Annotated in this window: 14 protein-coding genes; 13 read left to right on the top strand and 1 reads right to left on the bottom strand. The window is 74.1% G+C overall.

The genetic code is table 11. The annotated features are described in order from the left end of the window. Window positions 1-223: 223 nt before the first annotated feature. The 6 genes from TNCT1_RS29465 to TNCT1_RS29440 all read left to right on the top strand — a co-directional run bounded on the left by TNCT1_RS29465 (window position 224) and on the right by TNCT1_RS29440 (window position 6,711). The gene (locus tag TNCT1_RS29465) at window positions 224-547 is read left to right on the top strand and encodes an integration host factor (RefSeq protein ID WP_003977346.1); all 324 of its coding nucleotides are present in this window, start codon (window positions 224-226) and stop codon (window positions 545-547) included. 61 nt (window positions 548-608) lie between these two features. Then, the gene (gmk, locus tag TNCT1_RS29460; RefSeq protein WP_143638129.1) at window positions 609-1,202 is read left to right on the top strand and encodes a guanylate kinase; all 594 of its coding nucleotides are present in this window, start codon (window positions 609-611) and stop codon (window positions 1,200-1,202) included. Window positions 1,203-1,277: 75 nt separating this feature from the next. Beyond that, on the top strand, window positions 1,278-1,550 hold the full coding sequence (gene rpoZ / locus TNCT1_RS29455; protein WP_005319902.1) for a DNA-directed RNA polymerase subunit omega: 273 nt from the start codon (window positions 1,278-1,280) through the stop codon (window positions 1,548-1,550). 115 nt (window positions 1,551-1,665) lie between these two features. Continuing rightward, window positions 1,666-2,868 carry a bifunctional phosphopantothenoylcysteine decarboxylase/phosphopantothenate--cysteine ligase CoaBC gene (gene coaBC, locus TNCT1_RS29450; protein WP_143638269.1) on the top strand — a complete coding sequence of 401 codons (1,203 nt, stop codon included), beginning with the start codon at window positions 1,666-1,668 and terminating at the stop codon, window positions 2,866-2,868. Between the two features lie 296 nt (window positions 2,869-3,164). After that, window positions 3,165-4,373 (top strand): methionine adenosyltransferase, encoded by a 1,209-nt coding sequence (metK, locus tag TNCT1_RS29445; RefSeq protein ID WP_143638126.1) that lies wholly within the window; start codon window positions 3,165-3,167, stop codon window positions 4,371-4,373. 190 nt (window positions 4,374-4,563) lie between these two features. After that, the gene (locus tag TNCT1_RS29440; RefSeq protein ID WP_143638123.1) at window positions 4,564-6,711 is read left to right on the top strand and encodes a primosomal protein N'; all 2,148 of its coding nucleotides are present in this window, start codon (window positions 4,564-4,566) and stop codon (window positions 6,709-6,711) included. A gap of 130 nt (window positions 6,712-6,841) precedes the next feature. On the opposite strand, the gene TNCT1_RS29435 is transcribed toward TNCT1_RS29440, so the two are convergent. After that, the gene (locus TNCT1_RS29435; protein ID WP_143638121.1) at window positions 6,842-7,384 is read right to left on the bottom strand and encodes a hypothetical protein; all 543 of its coding nucleotides are present in this window, start codon (window positions 7,382-7,384) and stop codon (window positions 6,842-6,844) included. Window positions 7,385-7,651: 267 nt separating this feature from the next. Between TNCT1_RS29435 and fmt the strand changes: the two genes are divergently transcribed. The 7 genes from fmt to TNCT1_RS29400 all read left to right on the top strand — a co-directional run bounded on the left by fmt (window position 7,652) and on the right by TNCT1_RS29400 (window position 14,805). Continuing rightward, on the top strand, window positions 7,652-8,584 hold the full coding sequence (gene fmt, locus TNCT1_RS29430; protein WP_143638119.1) for a methionyl-tRNA formyltransferase: 933 nt from the start codon (window positions 7,652-7,654) through the stop codon (window positions 8,582-8,584). A gap of 80 nt (window positions 8,585-8,664) precedes the next feature. Further along, complete coding sequence (locus TNCT1_RS29425) at window positions 8,665-10,083, top strand: RsmB/NOP family class I SAM-dependent RNA methyltransferase (RefSeq protein WP_143638116.1); 1,419 nt, start codon at window positions 8,665-8,667, stop codon at window positions 10,081-10,083. 123 nt (window positions 10,084-10,206) lie between these two features. Beyond that, window positions 10,207-10,893, top strand: a complete 687-nt coding sequence (rpe, locus tag TNCT1_RS29420) for a ribulose-phosphate 3-epimerase (RefSeq protein ID WP_143638114.1) — start codon at window positions 10,207-10,209, stop codon at window positions 10,891-10,893. Between the two features lie 90 nt (window positions 10,894-10,983). Beyond that, entirely contained in the window at window positions 10,984-12,027 is a 1,044-nt protein-coding gene (locus tag TNCT1_RS29415; protein ID WP_174266495.1) for a sugar-binding transcriptional regulator, read from the top strand. A gap of 414 nt (window positions 12,028-12,441) precedes the next feature. After that, the gene (locus TNCT1_RS29410) at window positions 12,442-12,903 is read left to right on the top strand and encodes a ribonuclease domain-containing protein (RefSeq protein ID WP_143638110.1); all 462 of its coding nucleotides are present in this window, start codon (window positions 12,442-12,444) and stop codon (window positions 12,901-12,903) included. Then, window positions 12,900-13,268, top strand: coding sequence for a barstar family protein (locus TNCT1_RS29405; protein WP_143638108.1), 369 nt, complete (start codon window positions 12,900-12,902; stop codon window positions 13,266-13,268). Before TNCT1_RS29410 ends, TNCT1_RS29405 begins: the two co-directional genes overlap by 4 nt. A 94-nt stretch (window positions 13,269-13,362) precedes the next feature. Continuing rightward, a complete protein-coding gene (locus TNCT1_RS29400; protein WP_216856686.1) occupies window positions 13,363-14,805 on the top strand; it encodes a GuaB1 family IMP dehydrogenase-related protein in 1,443 nt (480 codons plus the stop codon). The last annotated feature ends 295 nt before the right edge of the window (window positions 14,806-15,100 follow it).

The raw sequence follows: 15,100 nt of genomic DNA, 5'->3' as shown, positions 1-15,100 counted from the left end.
TCTGAAATGTCCGGCCTGGCGGCGGCTGACCAGTACTTTTCCGCTGTTCTCGCTGACTCTGGCGGACTTGCCCGCTAGTCTCCGAGCAGTGGGGCCACCTCCCGCGCCCCCGCATACAGTGCGGGAGAACGGGCAGCGTGTTGCTCGTGGCTCCCCAGGTGTGGGGCGACTAGGTTCCTCACCGGTCCGTATCCGACAGTTCGACATCCGAGGTGACGTAGGCGTGGCTCTTCCGCCCCTTACCCCTGAACAGCGCGCAGCCGCGCTCGAAAAGGCCGCCGCGGCTCGCCGGGAGCGGGCCGAGGTCAAGAATCGACTCAAGCACTCCGGCGCCTCCCTGCACGAGGTCATCAAGCAGGGCCAGGAGAACGACGTCATCGGCAAGATGAAGGTCTCCGCCCTGCTCGAGTCCCTGCCGGGCGTGGGCAAGGTCCGCGCCAAGCAGATCATGGAGCGTCTGGGCATCTCCGAGAGCCGCCGCGTGCGCGGTCTCGGCTCCAACCAGATCGCCTCCCTGGAGCGTGAGTTCGGCAGCACCGGGTCCTGAGCCCGGTCCCCCGCCGAACCGGGAGTCCCGGGCACCGCGGGATTGCTGGAATAATCGCTGCATGGCTGTAACACCCCGGGGGACGACCCCCGTGCCCCCGGACGCACGTCCGCGGCTGACCGTGCTCTCCGGCCCCTCCGGGGTCGGCAAGAGCACGGTCGTCGCCCATATGCGCAAAGAACATCCCGAGGTCTGGCTCTCGGTGTCCGCGACCACCCGCAAGCCGCGCCCCGGCGAGCAGCACGGAGTCCACTACTTCTTCGTCACCGACGACGAGATGGACAAGCTGATCGCCAACGGCGAGCTGCTGGAGTGGGCCGAGTTCGCCGGCAACCGCTACGGCACGCCCCGCGCGGCCGTGCAGGAGCGGCTGGAGAACGGCGAGCCGGTGCTGCTGGAGATCGACCTCCAGGGCGCCCGGCAGGTCCGCGACTCCATGACCGACGCCCAGCTCGTGTTCCTGGCCCCGCCCTCCTGGGAGGAGCTGGTGCGCAGACTGACCGGCCGGGGGACCGAACCGCCCGAGGTCATCGAGCGTCGTCTGGACGCGGCGAAGACCGAGCTGGCGGCCGAGCCGGAGTTCGACGAGACCCTGGTCAACACCTCCGTCGAGGACGTGGCCCGCGAGCTGCTAGCCTTGATGGACGTCGTGTGATCGTGGCCGCCGCACCCAGGTGCACACGGGCCGGCCGCACCGACTGATTCTTTCCCATCCATCGGAAGGTAGAGCGTGTCCTCTTCCATCACCGCGCCCGAGGGCATCATCAACCCGCCGATCGACGAGCTTCTCGAGGCCACCGACTCGAAGTACAGCCTCGTGATCTACGCGGCCAAGCGTGCCCGTCAGATCAACGCGTACTACTCGCAGCTCGGCGAGGGCCTGCTCGAGTACGTCGGTCCGCTCGTCGACACCCACGTGCACGAGAAGCCGCTGTCGATCGCCCTGCGTGAGATCAACGCCGGCCTGCTGACCTCCGAGGCCATCGAGGGCCCCGCCCAGTAGGACCGCGCGGTAGTACTTTTCAGATCGCGGTTTGACGCATCCACAGGCCCGGCAGTCCGACTGCCGGGCCTGTGGTGTGTGATGGACCCGTACGTTGCCGAGCCGGGGAGAGATGGTGGACAAGCCGAGGGTCGTTCTGGGGGTCAGCGGCGGCATCGCCGCGTACAAGGCCTGTGAGGTGCTGAGGCGGTTCACCGAGTCCGGTCACGACGTGCGCGTGGTGCCCACCGCATCCGCGCTGCACTTCGTCGGCGCGGCCACCTGGTCCGCCCTCTCCGGCAACCCGGTCTCCACGGAGGTCTGGGACGACGTGCACGAGGTGCCGCACGTGCGCATCGGCCAGCACGCCGACCTGGTCGTCGTGGCCCCGGCCACCGCCGACACGCTCGCCAAGGCCGCCCACGGCCTCGCGGGCGACCTGCTGACCAACACCCTGCTCACCGCCCGCTGCCCGGTCGTCTTCGCCCCGGCCATGCACACGGAGATGTGGGAGCACCCCGCCACCCAGGAGAACGTGGCCACGCTGCGCCGCCGCGGCGCCGTCGTCATCGAGCCCGCGGTGGGCCGCCTGACCGGGGTCGACACCGGAAAGGGCCGGCTGCCCGACCCGGTGGAGATCTTCGAGGTGTGCCGCCGGGTGCTGGCCCGGGGCGCCCAGGCGCCCGACCTCCAGGGACGGCACGTCGTGGTCTCGGCCGGCGGCACCCGCGAGCCCCTCGACCCGGTCCGCTTCCTCGGCAACCGCTCCTCCGGCAAGCAGGGCTACGCCCTCGCCCGCACCGCGGCCGCCCGCGGCGCCCGTGTCACGCTGATCGCCGCCAACACCGGGCTGCCCGATCCGGCCGGCGTCGACGTCGTCCCGGTGGGCACCGCCGTCCAGCTCCGCGAGGCCGTCCTGAAGGCGGCGGCAGACGCCGACGCCGTGGTCATGGCCGCCGCGGTCGCCGACTTCCGCCCCGCCGCCTACGCGGCCGGGAAGATCAAGAAGAAGGACGACCAGGAGCCCGCCCCCATCGCCCTGGTGCGGAATCCGGACATCCTCGCGGAGATCTCGGCCGAGCGCGCCCGCCCCGCGCAGGTCGTCGTCGGCTTCGCCGCGGAGACCGACGACGTGCTCGCCAACGGCCGCGCCAAGCTCGCCCGCAAGGGCTGCGACCTCCTCGTCGTCAACGAGGTGGGGGAGCGCAAGACGTTCGGCTCCGAGGAGAACGAGGCCGTGGTCCTGGGCGCCGACGGGAGCGAGACTCCCGTGCCGCACGGGCCCAAGGAGGACCTCGCGGACGTCGTCTGGGACCTGGTGGCCGCCCGCCTGGGCTGACCGGGCCGCCCCCCGTTGCGCCGTCCGGGCGCGGCCCGGTTCGGCCGTCCGGGCCCTTCTGGTCCGGCCGCGCGACATCGGTTTTCGGCCCGACAATGACGCGTGGCGGGCCTGGCCAAGGCCGCTCGGCATTGTGCAGAATGCCCGTGCCGCAGGTCACAGCGCTCCCGAGTGGCGAGACACGTGGGCCGGCGGCCGAGTGCGACCGATAAACTGTTCTCGGACGACGTCGGGTGCAGCCCCCCGCGTGGTCCGCCAATGATCAGCCAGCAGCCGCTGCAACCCCAGGGAGCGTTGTGTCCCGTCGCCTGTTCACCTCGGAGTCCGTGACCGAGGGTCACCCCGACAAGATCGCTGACCAGATCAGCGACACCATCCTCGACGCGCTCCTGCGCGAGGACCCCTCCTCGCGCGTCGCCGTGGAGACGCTGATCACCACCGGCCTGGTGCACGTGGCCGGCGAGGTGACGACCAAGGCCTACGCGGACATCGCGACCCTGGTCCGCAACAAGATCCTCGAGATCGGCTACGACTCCTCCAAGAAGGGCTTCGACGGAGCCTCCTGCGGCGTCTCGGTCTCCATCGGCGCGCAGTCCCCGGACATCGCGCAGGGCGTCGACACGGCCTACGAGTCCCGGGTCGAGGGCGACGAGGACGAGCTCGACAAGCAGGGCGCCGGCGACCAGGGCCTGATGTTCGGCTACGCCTCGGACGAGACGCCGACCCTGATGCCGCTGCCGGTCTTCCTGGCGCACCGCCTGTCGAAGCGGCTCTCCGAGGTCCGCAAGAACGGCACCATCCCCTACCTGCGCCCCGACGGCAAGACGCAGGTCACCATCGAGTACGACGGCGACAAGGCCGTCCGCCTCGACACGGTCGTGGTCTCCTCCCAGCACGCCTCCGACATCGACCTCGAGTCGCTGCTCGCTCCCGACATCCGCGAGTTCGTCGTCGAGCCGGAGCTGAAGGCGCTCCTGGAGGACGGCATCAAGCTGGACACCGAGGGCTACCGGCTGCTGGTCAACCCGACCGGCCGTTTCGAGATCGGCGGCCCCATGGGCGACGCCGGCCTGACCGGCCGCAAGATCATCATCGACACCTACGGCGGCATGGCCCGCCACGGCGGCGGCGCCTTCTCCGGCAAGGACCCGTCCAAGGTCGACCGCTCCGCCGCCTACGCCATGCGCTGGGTCGCCAAGAACGTCGTGGCCGCGGGCCTGGCCTCGCGGTGCGAGGTCCAGGTCGCCTACGCCATCGGCAAGGCCGAGCCGGTGGGCCTGTTCGTGGAGACCTTCGGCACCGCCAAGATCGACCACGAGAAGATCGAGAAGGCGATCGACGAGGTCTTCGACCTTCGCCCGGCCGCGATCATCCGCGACCTCGACCTGCTGCGCCCGATCTACGCCCAGACCGCCGCGTACGGCCACTTCGGCCGTGAGCTGCCCGACTTCACCTGGGAGCGCACGGACCGCGTGGAGGCCCTGCGCAACGCCGCGGGCCTGTAGTTCCCGTCCCGCTCGTCCGCCGAGGCCCGGCTTCCCCGTGGGGAGGCCGGGCCTCGGCGCGTGTCCGGCGCTCCCGCACCGCCGACGGCCGCGGCGCCGACGACCGCTCTGCCGCCGACGGCGGCGCCCGCTCCGGGGACTGGGCCCGCCCGGACGCCGGTTGTCGGTGGCGTTTGGTAAGAATGCAAGCGTGAGCAGCGAGAACGGTGTGGGGGACGGCGGGGCCGAAGGTGCGCCGCCGGAGCAGCTCGCGCTCATCCGGGAGAGCGTGCGGGAGGCCAAGGTGCCCCGGGCCAAGCCGCGGACCTGGCGGGGCGCCGCGCTGGCCGGGGACCTGCCGGTGGCGCGGGTGCTCGTCGACAAGGGCGTGCTCCACCTCGACCGGTACTTCGACTACGCGGTGCCCGAGGAGCTGGACGCCGAGGCGCAGCCTGGGGTCAGGGTGCGGGTGCGGTTCGGCGCCGGACGGGGGCGCGTGCGCGAGGGGCGGCGCGAGGGCGGCGGGCTGATCGACGGGTTCATCGTCGAGCGGCGGGCCGAGTCCGACTACCCGGGACCGCTGGCCGCCCTCGCCCAGGTGGTGTCGCCCGAGCCCGTGCTCGGCGAGGAGCTGCTGGGGCTCGCCCGGGCCGTCGCCGACCGGTACGCGGGGAGCCTGGCCGACGTGCTGCAGCTCGCCGTGCCGCCGCGCAGCGCGCGCGCCGAGCGGCGGCCGTCACCCGCCCCGCTGCCCCCGCCACCGGCCCCGGAGCCGGGCTCCTGGACGCGGTACGAGCACGGCGCCGTCTTCCTCGGCTCGCTGGCCGCCGGCGCCGCCCCGCGCGCCGTGTGGAACGCCCTGCCGGGCCCGCGGTGGAGCGACGAACTGGCCCGGGCCGTCGCCGCCACGCTCGCCTCGGGGCGCGGCGCGCTCGTGGTCGTACCGGACGGGCGGGCCGCCGCACGCGTCGACGCCGCCCTCACCGCGCTGCTCGGCGAGGGCCGCCACGTCCTGCTCACCGCCGACGCGGGCCCCGAGAAGCGGTACGCGCAGTGGCTCGCGGTGCGGCGCGGGTCGGTGCGCGCCGTCGTCGGCACCCGGGCGGCGATGTTCGCTCCGGTACGGGATCTCGGGCTCGTCGCCGTCTGGGACGACGGGGACGACAGCCACAGCGAGCAGCACGCCCCCCAGCCGCACGCCCGCGATGTGCTGCTGCTGCGCGCCTCCCTCGACAAGTGCGCCTTCCTGCTCGGCGGTTGGAGCTGCACGGTCGAAGCCGCCCAGCTCGTCGAGAGCGGCTGGGCACGGCCCCTGGTGGCGGGCCGGGAGCAGGTCCGGGGGGCCGCCCCGCTCGTCCGCACGGTCGGGGACGAGGATCTCGCCCGCGACGAGGCCGCCCGCGCCGCCCGGCTGCCCACGCTCGCCTGGCAGGCGGTCCGGGAGGGACTGCGGCACGGCCCGGTGCTGGTGCAGGTGCCCCGGCGCGGTTACGTGCCGCGCATGGCGTGCGCCCAGTGCCGGGCGCCCGCCCGGTGCCGGCACTGCTCGGGGCCGCTGGAGGCCCGGGACGCCGGCGCGCCGCACTGCGGCTGGTGCGGGCGCGAGGAGGGGTCCTGGCACTGCCCGGAGTGCGGCGGCTTCAGGCTGCGGGCCCAGGTCGTGGGGGCGCGGCGGACCGCCGAGGAACTGGGGCGGGCCTTCCCCGCCGTACCGGTGCGCACATCGGGGCGCGAGCACGTGCTGGACACGGTGCCGGACACGCCCGCGCTGGTGGTCAGCACGCCCGGTGCCGAGCCCGTCGCCGAGGGCGGCTACGCGGCCGCGCTGCTGCTGGACGGCTGGGCCATGCTCGGGCGGCCCGACCTACGGGCCGGTGAGGACGCGCTGCGCCGGTGGATCGCCGCCGGGGCGCTCGTGCGGCCGCAGAGCGAGCGGGGCACCGTGGTCGTGGTGGCCGAACCGACCCTGCGCCCCGTGCAGGCGCTGGTGCGCTGGGACCCCGTGGGCCATGCGGTGCGGGAACTGGCGGAGCGGGCCGAGCTGGGCTTCCCGCCGGTGTCGCGGATGGCGGCCGTGTCGGGGACGGCCGAGGCCGTCGCCGAGTTCCTCGGGACCGTCGAACTGCCCGCGGACGCCGAGGTACTGGGTCCGGTGCCGGTGCCAGCCACCCCGCCGGGCAGGCCCCGCAGGCCCGGTGCGCCCCCGCCCGGCGAGCACTGGGAGCGGGCGCTGATACGGGTGCCCCCCGGCAGCGGGTCCGCGCTGGCCGCCGCCCTGAAGACGGCCCAGGCCGCGCGGATGGCGCGGGGCGGCGGCGAGCCGGTGCGGGTGCGGATCGACCCGCCGGACATCGGCTGAGGCCGCGCGGCCGCGGCCCGGCCGGGCCGGGCGGGGTCCCCGCCGGGGCCCGCGCCGCCGCCCGGCACGCTTCTGCCCTCCCGGTGTCTCCCGGGAGGGCGGCGACGGGGCCCGGGCCGGGCGGCCGGGGTCAGCCGTTGCGCGGGCCGGGGAAGGCCGTCGGGCGTACGTCGTCGCGGAGCGTCGGGCTGCCCGCGGTCGGCTGGGTCGGCATCGAACGGGCCGCCGGAACCGTCGGCACCGCGGGCAGGGGGGAGTTGCCGTCGAGCGTGCGGGTACCGGACGCCTCGGTCGCCCGCTCGTTCTCGGCGGCCGCCTGGGCGGCGGCGCGGCGGGCGCCGTAACGGCGGTGCACCGCCTGCTTGGTGACGCCGAGGGCCGAGCCCACCGCGTCCCAGGAGAAGCCGAGCGAGCGGTCGAAGTCCACGGCCGCGGTGACCAGCGTCTCGACGCTGTCCCGCAGCTCCTGGGCGAGGCGGACCGTGGGCGCGGGGGCGCGGCCGTAGACGACGAAGCCCGTGGAGGGGCCGGAACGGCGCGGACGGTAGACGTTGCCCAACTGGGCGGTGAGCGTGCGCAGCGCGTCCACCTGCCGGCGGACCCGCTCGATGTCCCGCACCAGCAAGTGCAGGCTGGCCCGGGCCTGGGCGTCGTGGGTTGCGTGGTCGGCCATGAACAAGCCTCTCGAACCGGCGTAGAAAGGAATTGGGCCGCTGCCGCGGTCCGATGTGTCAACTCTCTCTTGACCAACGCGCAGGCGCTCCGCTGGTCACGGGGTGGGGGCGTACGGGCATATGCGTACGCCGCCCGTGATCCGCGCACCACCGGCGCGGCCCGCCCGCCGCCCGCGCGTCCGTGACGGGTGGGGCGGGCGGCCCGGCCGGGTCATAGACTGGTGCGCTGCCCGTCCAACCCCCGCCCGAGAGGCCCGATCCCGCCCATGAAGCTGGTCTTCGCCGGTACCCCCGAGGTCGCCGTTCCCGCCCTGGACGCTCTCCTCGCCTCCGGGCGGCACGAGGTGGCCGCCGTCGTCACGCGGCCCGACGCGCCGGCCGGCCGGGGACGCAGGCTGGTCGCGTCCCCCGTGGCCGAACGGGCGGCCGAGGCCGGGATCGAGGTGCTGAAGCCGGCCAGGCCGCGCGACCCCGACTTCCTGGAGCGGCTGCGGGAGATCGCCCCGGACTGCTGCCCGGTGGTCGCCTACGGCGCCCTGCTGCCCCGCGTCGCCCTGGACGTCCCGGCGCACGGCTGGGTCAACCTGCACTTCTCGCTGCTGCCCGCCTGGCGCGGGGCCGCGCCCGTGCAGCACGCCGTCATGGCGGGCGACGAGATCACCGGGGCCTCCACCTTCCTCATCGAGGAGGGGCTCGACTCGGGTCCGGTGTACGGCACCGTCACCGAGCGGGTACGGCCCACCGACACCAGCGGCGACCTGCTCACCAGGCTCGCGTTCGCCGGCGCCGGGCTGCTGTCCGCGACCATGGACGGCATCGCGGACGGCACCCTGAAGGCCGTGCCGCAGCCAACGGACGGCATCACCCTCGCTCCCAAGATCACCGTCGAGGACGCCCAGGTGGACTGGGCGGCGCCCGCGCTGCGCGTGGACCGGGTGGTGCGCGGCTGCACACCCGCGCCCGGCGCCTGGACCACCTTCCGCGGCGAGCGGCTCAAGCTCGTCCAGGTCACGCCGGTGCCCGAGCGCACCGGCCTCGCCCCTGGACAACTCGCGGCCGGCAAGAACAGCGTGCACGTGGGCACCGGGTCGTACGCCGTCGAGCTGCGGTGGGTGCAGGCCCAGGGCAAGAAGCCGATGCGGGCCGCCGACTGGGCGCGCGGGGCGCGCATCGCGGAGGGGGAGACGCTCGGGGGCTGATCCCCGGGCGGCGGGGGCGCGGCCGCCGCGACGTACGCTGGGAACCGCACCCCCTTCTTCACATCCGGAGCACCTTTTTCGTGAGCGAGCAGTCCGGGCGGCCGCGCAGGCCCGCCAAGCCCTACCGCCGTCCCCAGAAGGACCCCGTCCGCATCCTCGCCTTCGACGCGCTGCGCGCGGTGGACGAACGGGACGCGTACGCCAACCTGGTCCTGCCGCCGCTGCTGCGCAAGGCGCGCGAGAAGGGCGGCTTCGAGGCGCGGGACGCCGCCCTCGCCACCGAGCTGGTGTACGGGACGCTGCGCCGGCAGGGCACTTACGACGCCGTCATCGCCGCCTGCGTGGACCGGCCGCTGCGCGAGGTCGACCCGCCGGTGCTCGACGTGCTCAGCCTGGGCGTCCACCAGCTCCTCGGCACCCGGATCCCGACCCACGCCGCCGTGTCCGCCTCGGTGGAGCTGGCCCGCGTGGTGCTCGGGGACGGGCGCGCCAAGTTCGTCAACGCGGTGCTGAGGAAGGTGGCGCAGGACGACCTCGACGGCTGGATCGCGAAGGTCGCGCCGCCCTACGACGACGACCCGGAGGACCACCTCGCCGTCGTGCACTCGCATCCCCGCTGGGTGGTCTCCGCGCTGTGGGACTCCCTCGGCGGCGGCCGGGCCGGCATCGAGGACCTGCTGGAGGCCGACAACGAGCGGCCCGAGGTCACCCTCGTCGCCCGGCCGGGCCGGTCCACCACCGAGGAGCTGCTGCGCGAGGACGCCGCCGTACCGGGCCGCTGGTCGCCGTACGCCGTGCGGCTGGCCGAGGGCGGCGAGCCGGGCGCCGTGCGGGCCGTGGACGAGGGGCGGGCCGGAGTCCAGGACGAGGGCAGCCAGCTCGTCGCCCTCGCGCTCGCCAACGCCCCGCTCGACGGCCCCGACGCCACCTGGCTCGACGGCTGCGCCGGTCCCGGCGGCAAGGCCGCGCTGCTGGCCGCCCTCGCCGCCGAACGCGGGGCCGCGCTGCTGGCCGCCGAGAAGCAGCCGCACCGGGCGGGACTGGTGGCCAGGGCATTGAAGGGCAACCCGGGCCCGTACCAGGTCGTCACCGCCGACGGGACCCGGCCGCCGTGGCGGCCCGGCAGCTTCGACCGCGTGCTGATGGACGTGCCGTGCAGCGGGCTCGGCGCCCTGCGCCGGCGCCCCGAGGCGCGCTGGCGGCGCCGCCCGGAGGACCTGGAGAGCTTCGCGCCGCTCCAGCGCACCCTGCTGCGCACCGCGCTGGACTCGGTGCGCGTCGGCGGGGTGGTCGGCTACGCGACCTGCTCGCCGCACCTCGCCGAGACCCGGGCGGTCGTCGCCGACGTGCTCAAGCAGCGCCCGGAGACCGAGCTGATCGACGCCCGTCCCCTACTGCCCGGCGTCCCGGCGCTCGGCGAGGGGCCCGACGTACAGCTCTGGCCGCACCTGCACGGCACCGACGCGATGTACCTGGCCCTGATCCGCCGCACCGGCTGACCCCGGCCGGCGGTCCCCGGGGGTGCGGGGCGGCCGGGTCCGTCCCGCACCGCCCCGCGACCGAGACACAACCGCGACGGACCGCCGTTCCAGGCAGACGTGGCGGCATGGCAGGCTTGGGTCATGGCCGCGCAGATCAACCCCAGCATTCTGTCCGCCGACTTCGCCCGCCTCGCGGACGAGGCCAAGGCGGTCGAGGGAGCCGACTGGCTCCACGTCGACGTCATGGACAACCATTTCGTCCCCAACCTCACGCTCGGCGTGCCGGTCGTGGAGTCCCTCGCCCGTGCCACCGGCACCCCGCTGGACTGCCACCTGATGATCGAGGACCCCGACCGCTGGGCGCCGCGGTACGTCGAGGCGGGGGCCTCCTCGGTCACCTTCCACGTCGAGGCGGCCGCCGCGCCCGTGCGGCTCGCCCGGGAGATCCGCGCCAAGGGCGCCCGCGCCTCCATGGCGCTGAAGCCCGCGACGCCGATCGAGCCGTACGAGGACCTGCTGCCGGAACTCGACATGCTGCTGATCATGACGGTCGAGCCGGGCTTCGGCGGGCAGGCCTTCCTCGACATCATGCTCCCCAAGATCCGCCGCACCCGGGAGCTGATCGGCAAGCACGGTCTCGAACTGTGGCTGCAGGTCGACGGCGGTGTCTCGGCCTCCACCATCGAGCGGTGCGCGGAGGCGGGAGCGGACGTCTTCGTGGCCGGCTCGGCCGTGTACGGGGCCGACGACCCCGCGGAGGCGGTGCGGGCGCTGCGCGCCCAGGCCGATTCCGCGACTGCCGGGGCCTCCTGGGCATGCGGCCACTGAGCCACGGCTACGTGAACGCTTGAGTGAACGCCGCCCATGTGGGCGGATCAGCCGCGCCGTATCTGCAAGGATGAACGGCGAATCCAGAGTGTGAACAGCAGTGAGGAGATCGCCGTGTCGGGTATGTCGGCGGGCCGGTCAGCCATGCGGATGGGACCCGCTGAGCTGGTGCAGGCGGCGGCCATGGCCCGCCGCTTCTACCTCGAGGGCAAATCCAAGATCCAGATCGCGGAGGAGTTCGGCGTCAGCCGCTTCAAAGTGGCCCGGGTCCTGGAGACGGCCCTCGAACGGGATCTCGTGCGCATCGAGATCCGTGTGCCGGCCGAACTGGACGCCGAGCGCTCGGACGCGCTCCGCGCCCGCTACGGCCTGAGGCACGCCGTCGTGGTCGAGTCCCCGGCCGAGGCGGAGGAGACCCCCGACCCCGAGAACCTCGGCGAGGTCGCCGCGGATCTGCTCGGCGAGCTGGTCAACGAGGGGGACGTGCTCGGACTGGCCTGGGGCCGGTCCACCATCCACATGGCCGCCGCGCTCGACCGGCTGCCGCCGTGCACGGTGGTGCAGCTCACGGGCGTGTACGACGCTGGGACCTCCGAGCGCGGCTCGGTGGAGGCCGTGCGCCGGGCCGCCCAGGTGTCGGGCGGCGACGCCCACCCCATCTACGCGCCGATGCTGCTGCCGGACGCGGCCACCGCGGCCGCCCTGCGCAACCAGACGGGGATCGCCCGGGCCTTCGAGTACTTCGACAAGGTCACGGTCGCCTGCGTCTCCATCGGCTCCTGGGAGCCGGGCATCTCGACGGTGCACGACATGCTCAGCGACGAGGAGCGCGCGCACTACGCCTCGCTCGGGGTCGCCGCCGAGATGGCCGCCCACCTGTTCGACGCCGAGGGGCGCCGGATCGGCCGGGACCTGGGGGAGCGGTGCATCACGGTCAAGGCAGACCAGCTCCGCCGTATCCCGGAGGTCGTGGCGATCGCCGGCGGGCAGCGCAAGGCGTCCGCGATCGACGCGGTGCTGCGGTCCGGGCTGGTCACCAGCCTGGTGACGGACACCTCGGCCGCCGACTACCTGATGACGGCCGGCCCCACGCCGAAGCCCACGCTCAGCCGTGCGGACCCCGACGGCCACTGACACCCGGCCGGGCCGGCGATCCGGCCCGGCAGGCCCGGTCCCGCGTTAGTGGCCGGGTCTGCTGTGGCCTGCATGACCGGGCGCGGCCTGCCTGGTCCGGCTTGGGCCGTCCCGCCTGCCGGCGTGGTTCGTCCGGTCCGGTGTGGCCTGTCCGGCCCGCCGGCGTGGGTCGTCCGGTCCGGTGTGGTGACCGGCTGGGTGTGGCCTGCCTGGCCGGGCGTGGCCTGTGCGGCCCGGCATGGCCCGGCAGGACTGGTGCGGCTCGGTGCGGTCTGCCTGACCCGGTGATGGCTCGTCCGGAGCGGTGTGACCCCCTCCCGGCCCGGCGCCCGGCGGGTTCCGCCGGGTCGCGGCGTGCGGCGCCGGTGGGGTGTGGTGAGGACGTGGCGGGACGGCCGTGACAGCATCGGCCGCATGCTGCTGCCGCGGTTCGTCACCCAAGCGTTCCCCGGGCCCGCTCGCCGAGCCGGGACGCGGCGCCTTCCCGCCGTGCTCGCGGGGGCGCTGCTGGCGCTGACCGTCCTGCTGACCGGCTGTTCCGGCCAGGGCGGATCCCCGCCGGCGGAGGCGAGCGCGTCCACCCCGGCGTGGGCCCGGGGCATGGCCACCGTCCAGGAGTCCCGGCTGCCCGCCGAGGCCCGCCGGACCCTCGCCCTGATCGACCGGAGCGGACCCTTCCCGTACGCCAGGGACGGAGTCGTCTTCGGCAACTTCGAGGGGCGTCTGCCGAGACAGCCGCGCGGTCACTACCACGAGTACACGGTGCCGACCCCGGGCTCGCCGGACCGCGGGGCACGGCGGCTGGTCACCGGCCAGGGCGGGGAGGTCTACTACACCGATGATCACTACGACTCGTTCCGGGCGGTGCTGAGATGACCGGGGACCTGACGGACCGTCTCGTGGCCGCGCTGGACCTCGACGGGGTCACGGACAAGGCCGGCCTGATGGACCGCGCGGCCCGGGCGCTCTCGCTGCCCGGCTGGTTCGGCCGCAACTGGGACGCGCTGGCCGACTCCCTGTCCGACCTGTCCGTCTGGCCCGAGGAGGCCCGGGAGCGGGGGCTGCTCCTCGTCGTCCGGGACTGGCAGGCGTACGCGAAGGCGCGGCCGGAGGAGTGGGAGACCGCCCAGGAGGTGTTCGCGCACGCCATGCGGATCGCACCGGCGCTGACCGTCGCCCTCGCCCTTGGAGGATCCTCCCAGCCCCCTTCCGGCGGCGCTGGAGGTTCTGTGGGGGCCTGACGGGCCGGCCGTCATGGGACAATGAAGTACGTGCTCTTTTCCCCCTGGCGCACCCGTCGGGGGGTCACCTCTGATCGACTGGGATGTGCGGCACGTGCGTTTCCTCAATGACATCCAGCCCGCGTACGACCTGACGTACGACGACGTGTTCATGGTGCCGAGCCGCTCCGCGGTGGGCTCGCGTCAGGGCGTGGACCTCGGCTCGCCGGACGGCACGGGTACCACCATCCCGCTCGTCGTCGCCAACATGACCGCCATCGCCGGCCGTCGCATGGCCGAGACGGTCGCCCGCCGCGGCGGCCTCGTGGTCATCCCGCAGGACATCCCGATCGACGTGGTCGCCGACGTCGTCTCCTGGGTCAAGAGCCGCCACCTGGTGCTGGACACCCCGATCGTGCTGGCCCCGCACCAGACCGTCGCCGACGCCCTCGCCCTGCTGCCCAAGCGGGCGCACAACGCCGGCGTCGTCGTCGACGAGGAGCAGCGGCCCGTCGGCGTCGTCACCGACGCCGACCTGAGCGGCGTCGACCGCTTCACCCAGCTCGAAGTGGTCATGTCCAGGGACCTGCTCTTGCTGGACGCCGGCATCGACCCGCGCGAGGCCTTCAACACCCTCGACACGCACAACCGCCGCTACGCCCCGGCCGTCGACCAGGACGGCAGGCTCGCCGGCATCCTGACCCGCAAGGGCGCCCTGCGGGCCACCCTGTACACCCCGGCCGTGGACGCGAAGGGCCGGCTGCGCGTCGCCGCCGCCGTCGGCATCAACGGCGACGTGGCCGGCAAGGCCAAGCAGCTGCTCGACGCGGGCGTCGACACGCTCGTCATCGACACCGCGCACGGCCACCAGGAGTCGATGATCAGCGCGGTCAAGGTGGTGCGCGCGCTCGACCCGCAGGTGCCGATCGTGGCGGGCAACATCGTCTCCGCAGAGGGCGTCAAGGACCTGATCGAGGCCGGCGCGGACATCATCAAGGTCGGTGTCGGACCCGGCGCGATGTGCACGACCCGGATGATGACCGGCGTGGGCCGGCCGCAGTTCTCCGCGGTCCTGGAGTGCGCCGCCGAGGCGAGGAAGTACGGCAAGCACGTGTGGGCCGACGGCGGCGTCCGCCACCCGCGCGACGTGGCCATGGCCCTCGCGGCCGGCGCGTCCAACGTGATGATCGGCTCCTGGTTCGCGGGCACCTACGAGTCCCCGGGCGACCTCCAGCAGGACGCGAACGGCCGCCTCTACAAGGAGTCGTTCGGCATGGCCTCCGCACGCGCGGTGCGCAACCGCACCTCGGAGGAGTCCTCCTACGACCGCGCCCGCAAGGCGCTGTTCGAGGAGGGAATCTCCACCTCCCGGATGTTCCTCGACCCGGCCCGCCCGGGCGTCGAGGACCTGATCGACTCGGTCATCGCGGGCGTCCGTTCCTCCTGCACCTACGCCGGAGCCGGCTCCCTGGAGGAGTTCGCCGAGAAGGCCATCGTCGGCATCCAGAGCGCCGCCGGCTATGCGGAGGGCAAGCCGCTGCACGCCAGCTGGAACTGACGCCCGGAGCCGCCCGCCGGCCCCCGCACCCGTTCCGCACGGCCCTCGCCGGTCCCGCTCCCGGGACGGACGGGGGCCGTCCGCGTGTCCGCGGCGGACGCGCCGGCCGGGTGCCGGCCTTCCGCACCCGGCCTGCCGCGGGGCCCGGAGCGGGCCGTCCCCGGGGAGCCGGAGGAAGCGTGAGAAAAGGGACTCGCGCGGCCGCCGCGCAACGCTCCGCGGTCCGGGCGCAACAAAAGGGCACCCCGGCCCGATGAACGCAATGATGATGCGGGCATGCGCAAGCTTGCTGCAT

Source organism: Streptomyces sp. 1-11 (genome assembly GCF_007176755.1).
Lineage (GTDB): Bacteria > Actinomycetota > Actinomycetes > Streptomycetales > Streptomycetaceae > Streptomyces.
Note: the sequence above shows the minus strand (reverse complement) of the source record. Positions and strands in the feature narration are given on the sequence as shown.

Bases quoted from the DNA above. Each gene is read 5' to 3' on its own strand.
- gmk (WP_143638129.1), top strand. From the start codon at position 609: ATGGCTGTAACACCCCGGGGGACGACCCCCGTGCCCCCGGACGCACGT.
- TNCT1_RS29435 (WP_143638121.1), bottom strand. From the start codon at position 7,384: ATGGCCGACCACGCAACCCACGACGCCCAGGCCCGGGCCAGCCTGCAC.
- fmt (WP_143638119.1), top strand. From the start codon at position 7,652: ATGAAGCTGGTCTTCGCCGGTACCCCCGAGGTCGCCGTTCCCGCCCTG.
- rpe (WP_143638114.1), top strand. From the start codon at position 10,207: ATGGCCGCGCAGATCAACCCCAGCATTCTGTCCGCCGACTTCGCCCGC.
- TNCT1_RS29410 (WP_143638110.1), top strand. From the start codon at position 12,442: ATGCTGCTGCCGCGGTTCGTCACCCAAGCGTTCCCCGGGCCCGCTCGC.
- TNCT1_RS29405 (WP_143638108.1), top strand. From the start codon at position 12,900: ATGACCGGGGACCTGACGGACCGTCTCGTGGCCGCGCTGGACCTCGAC.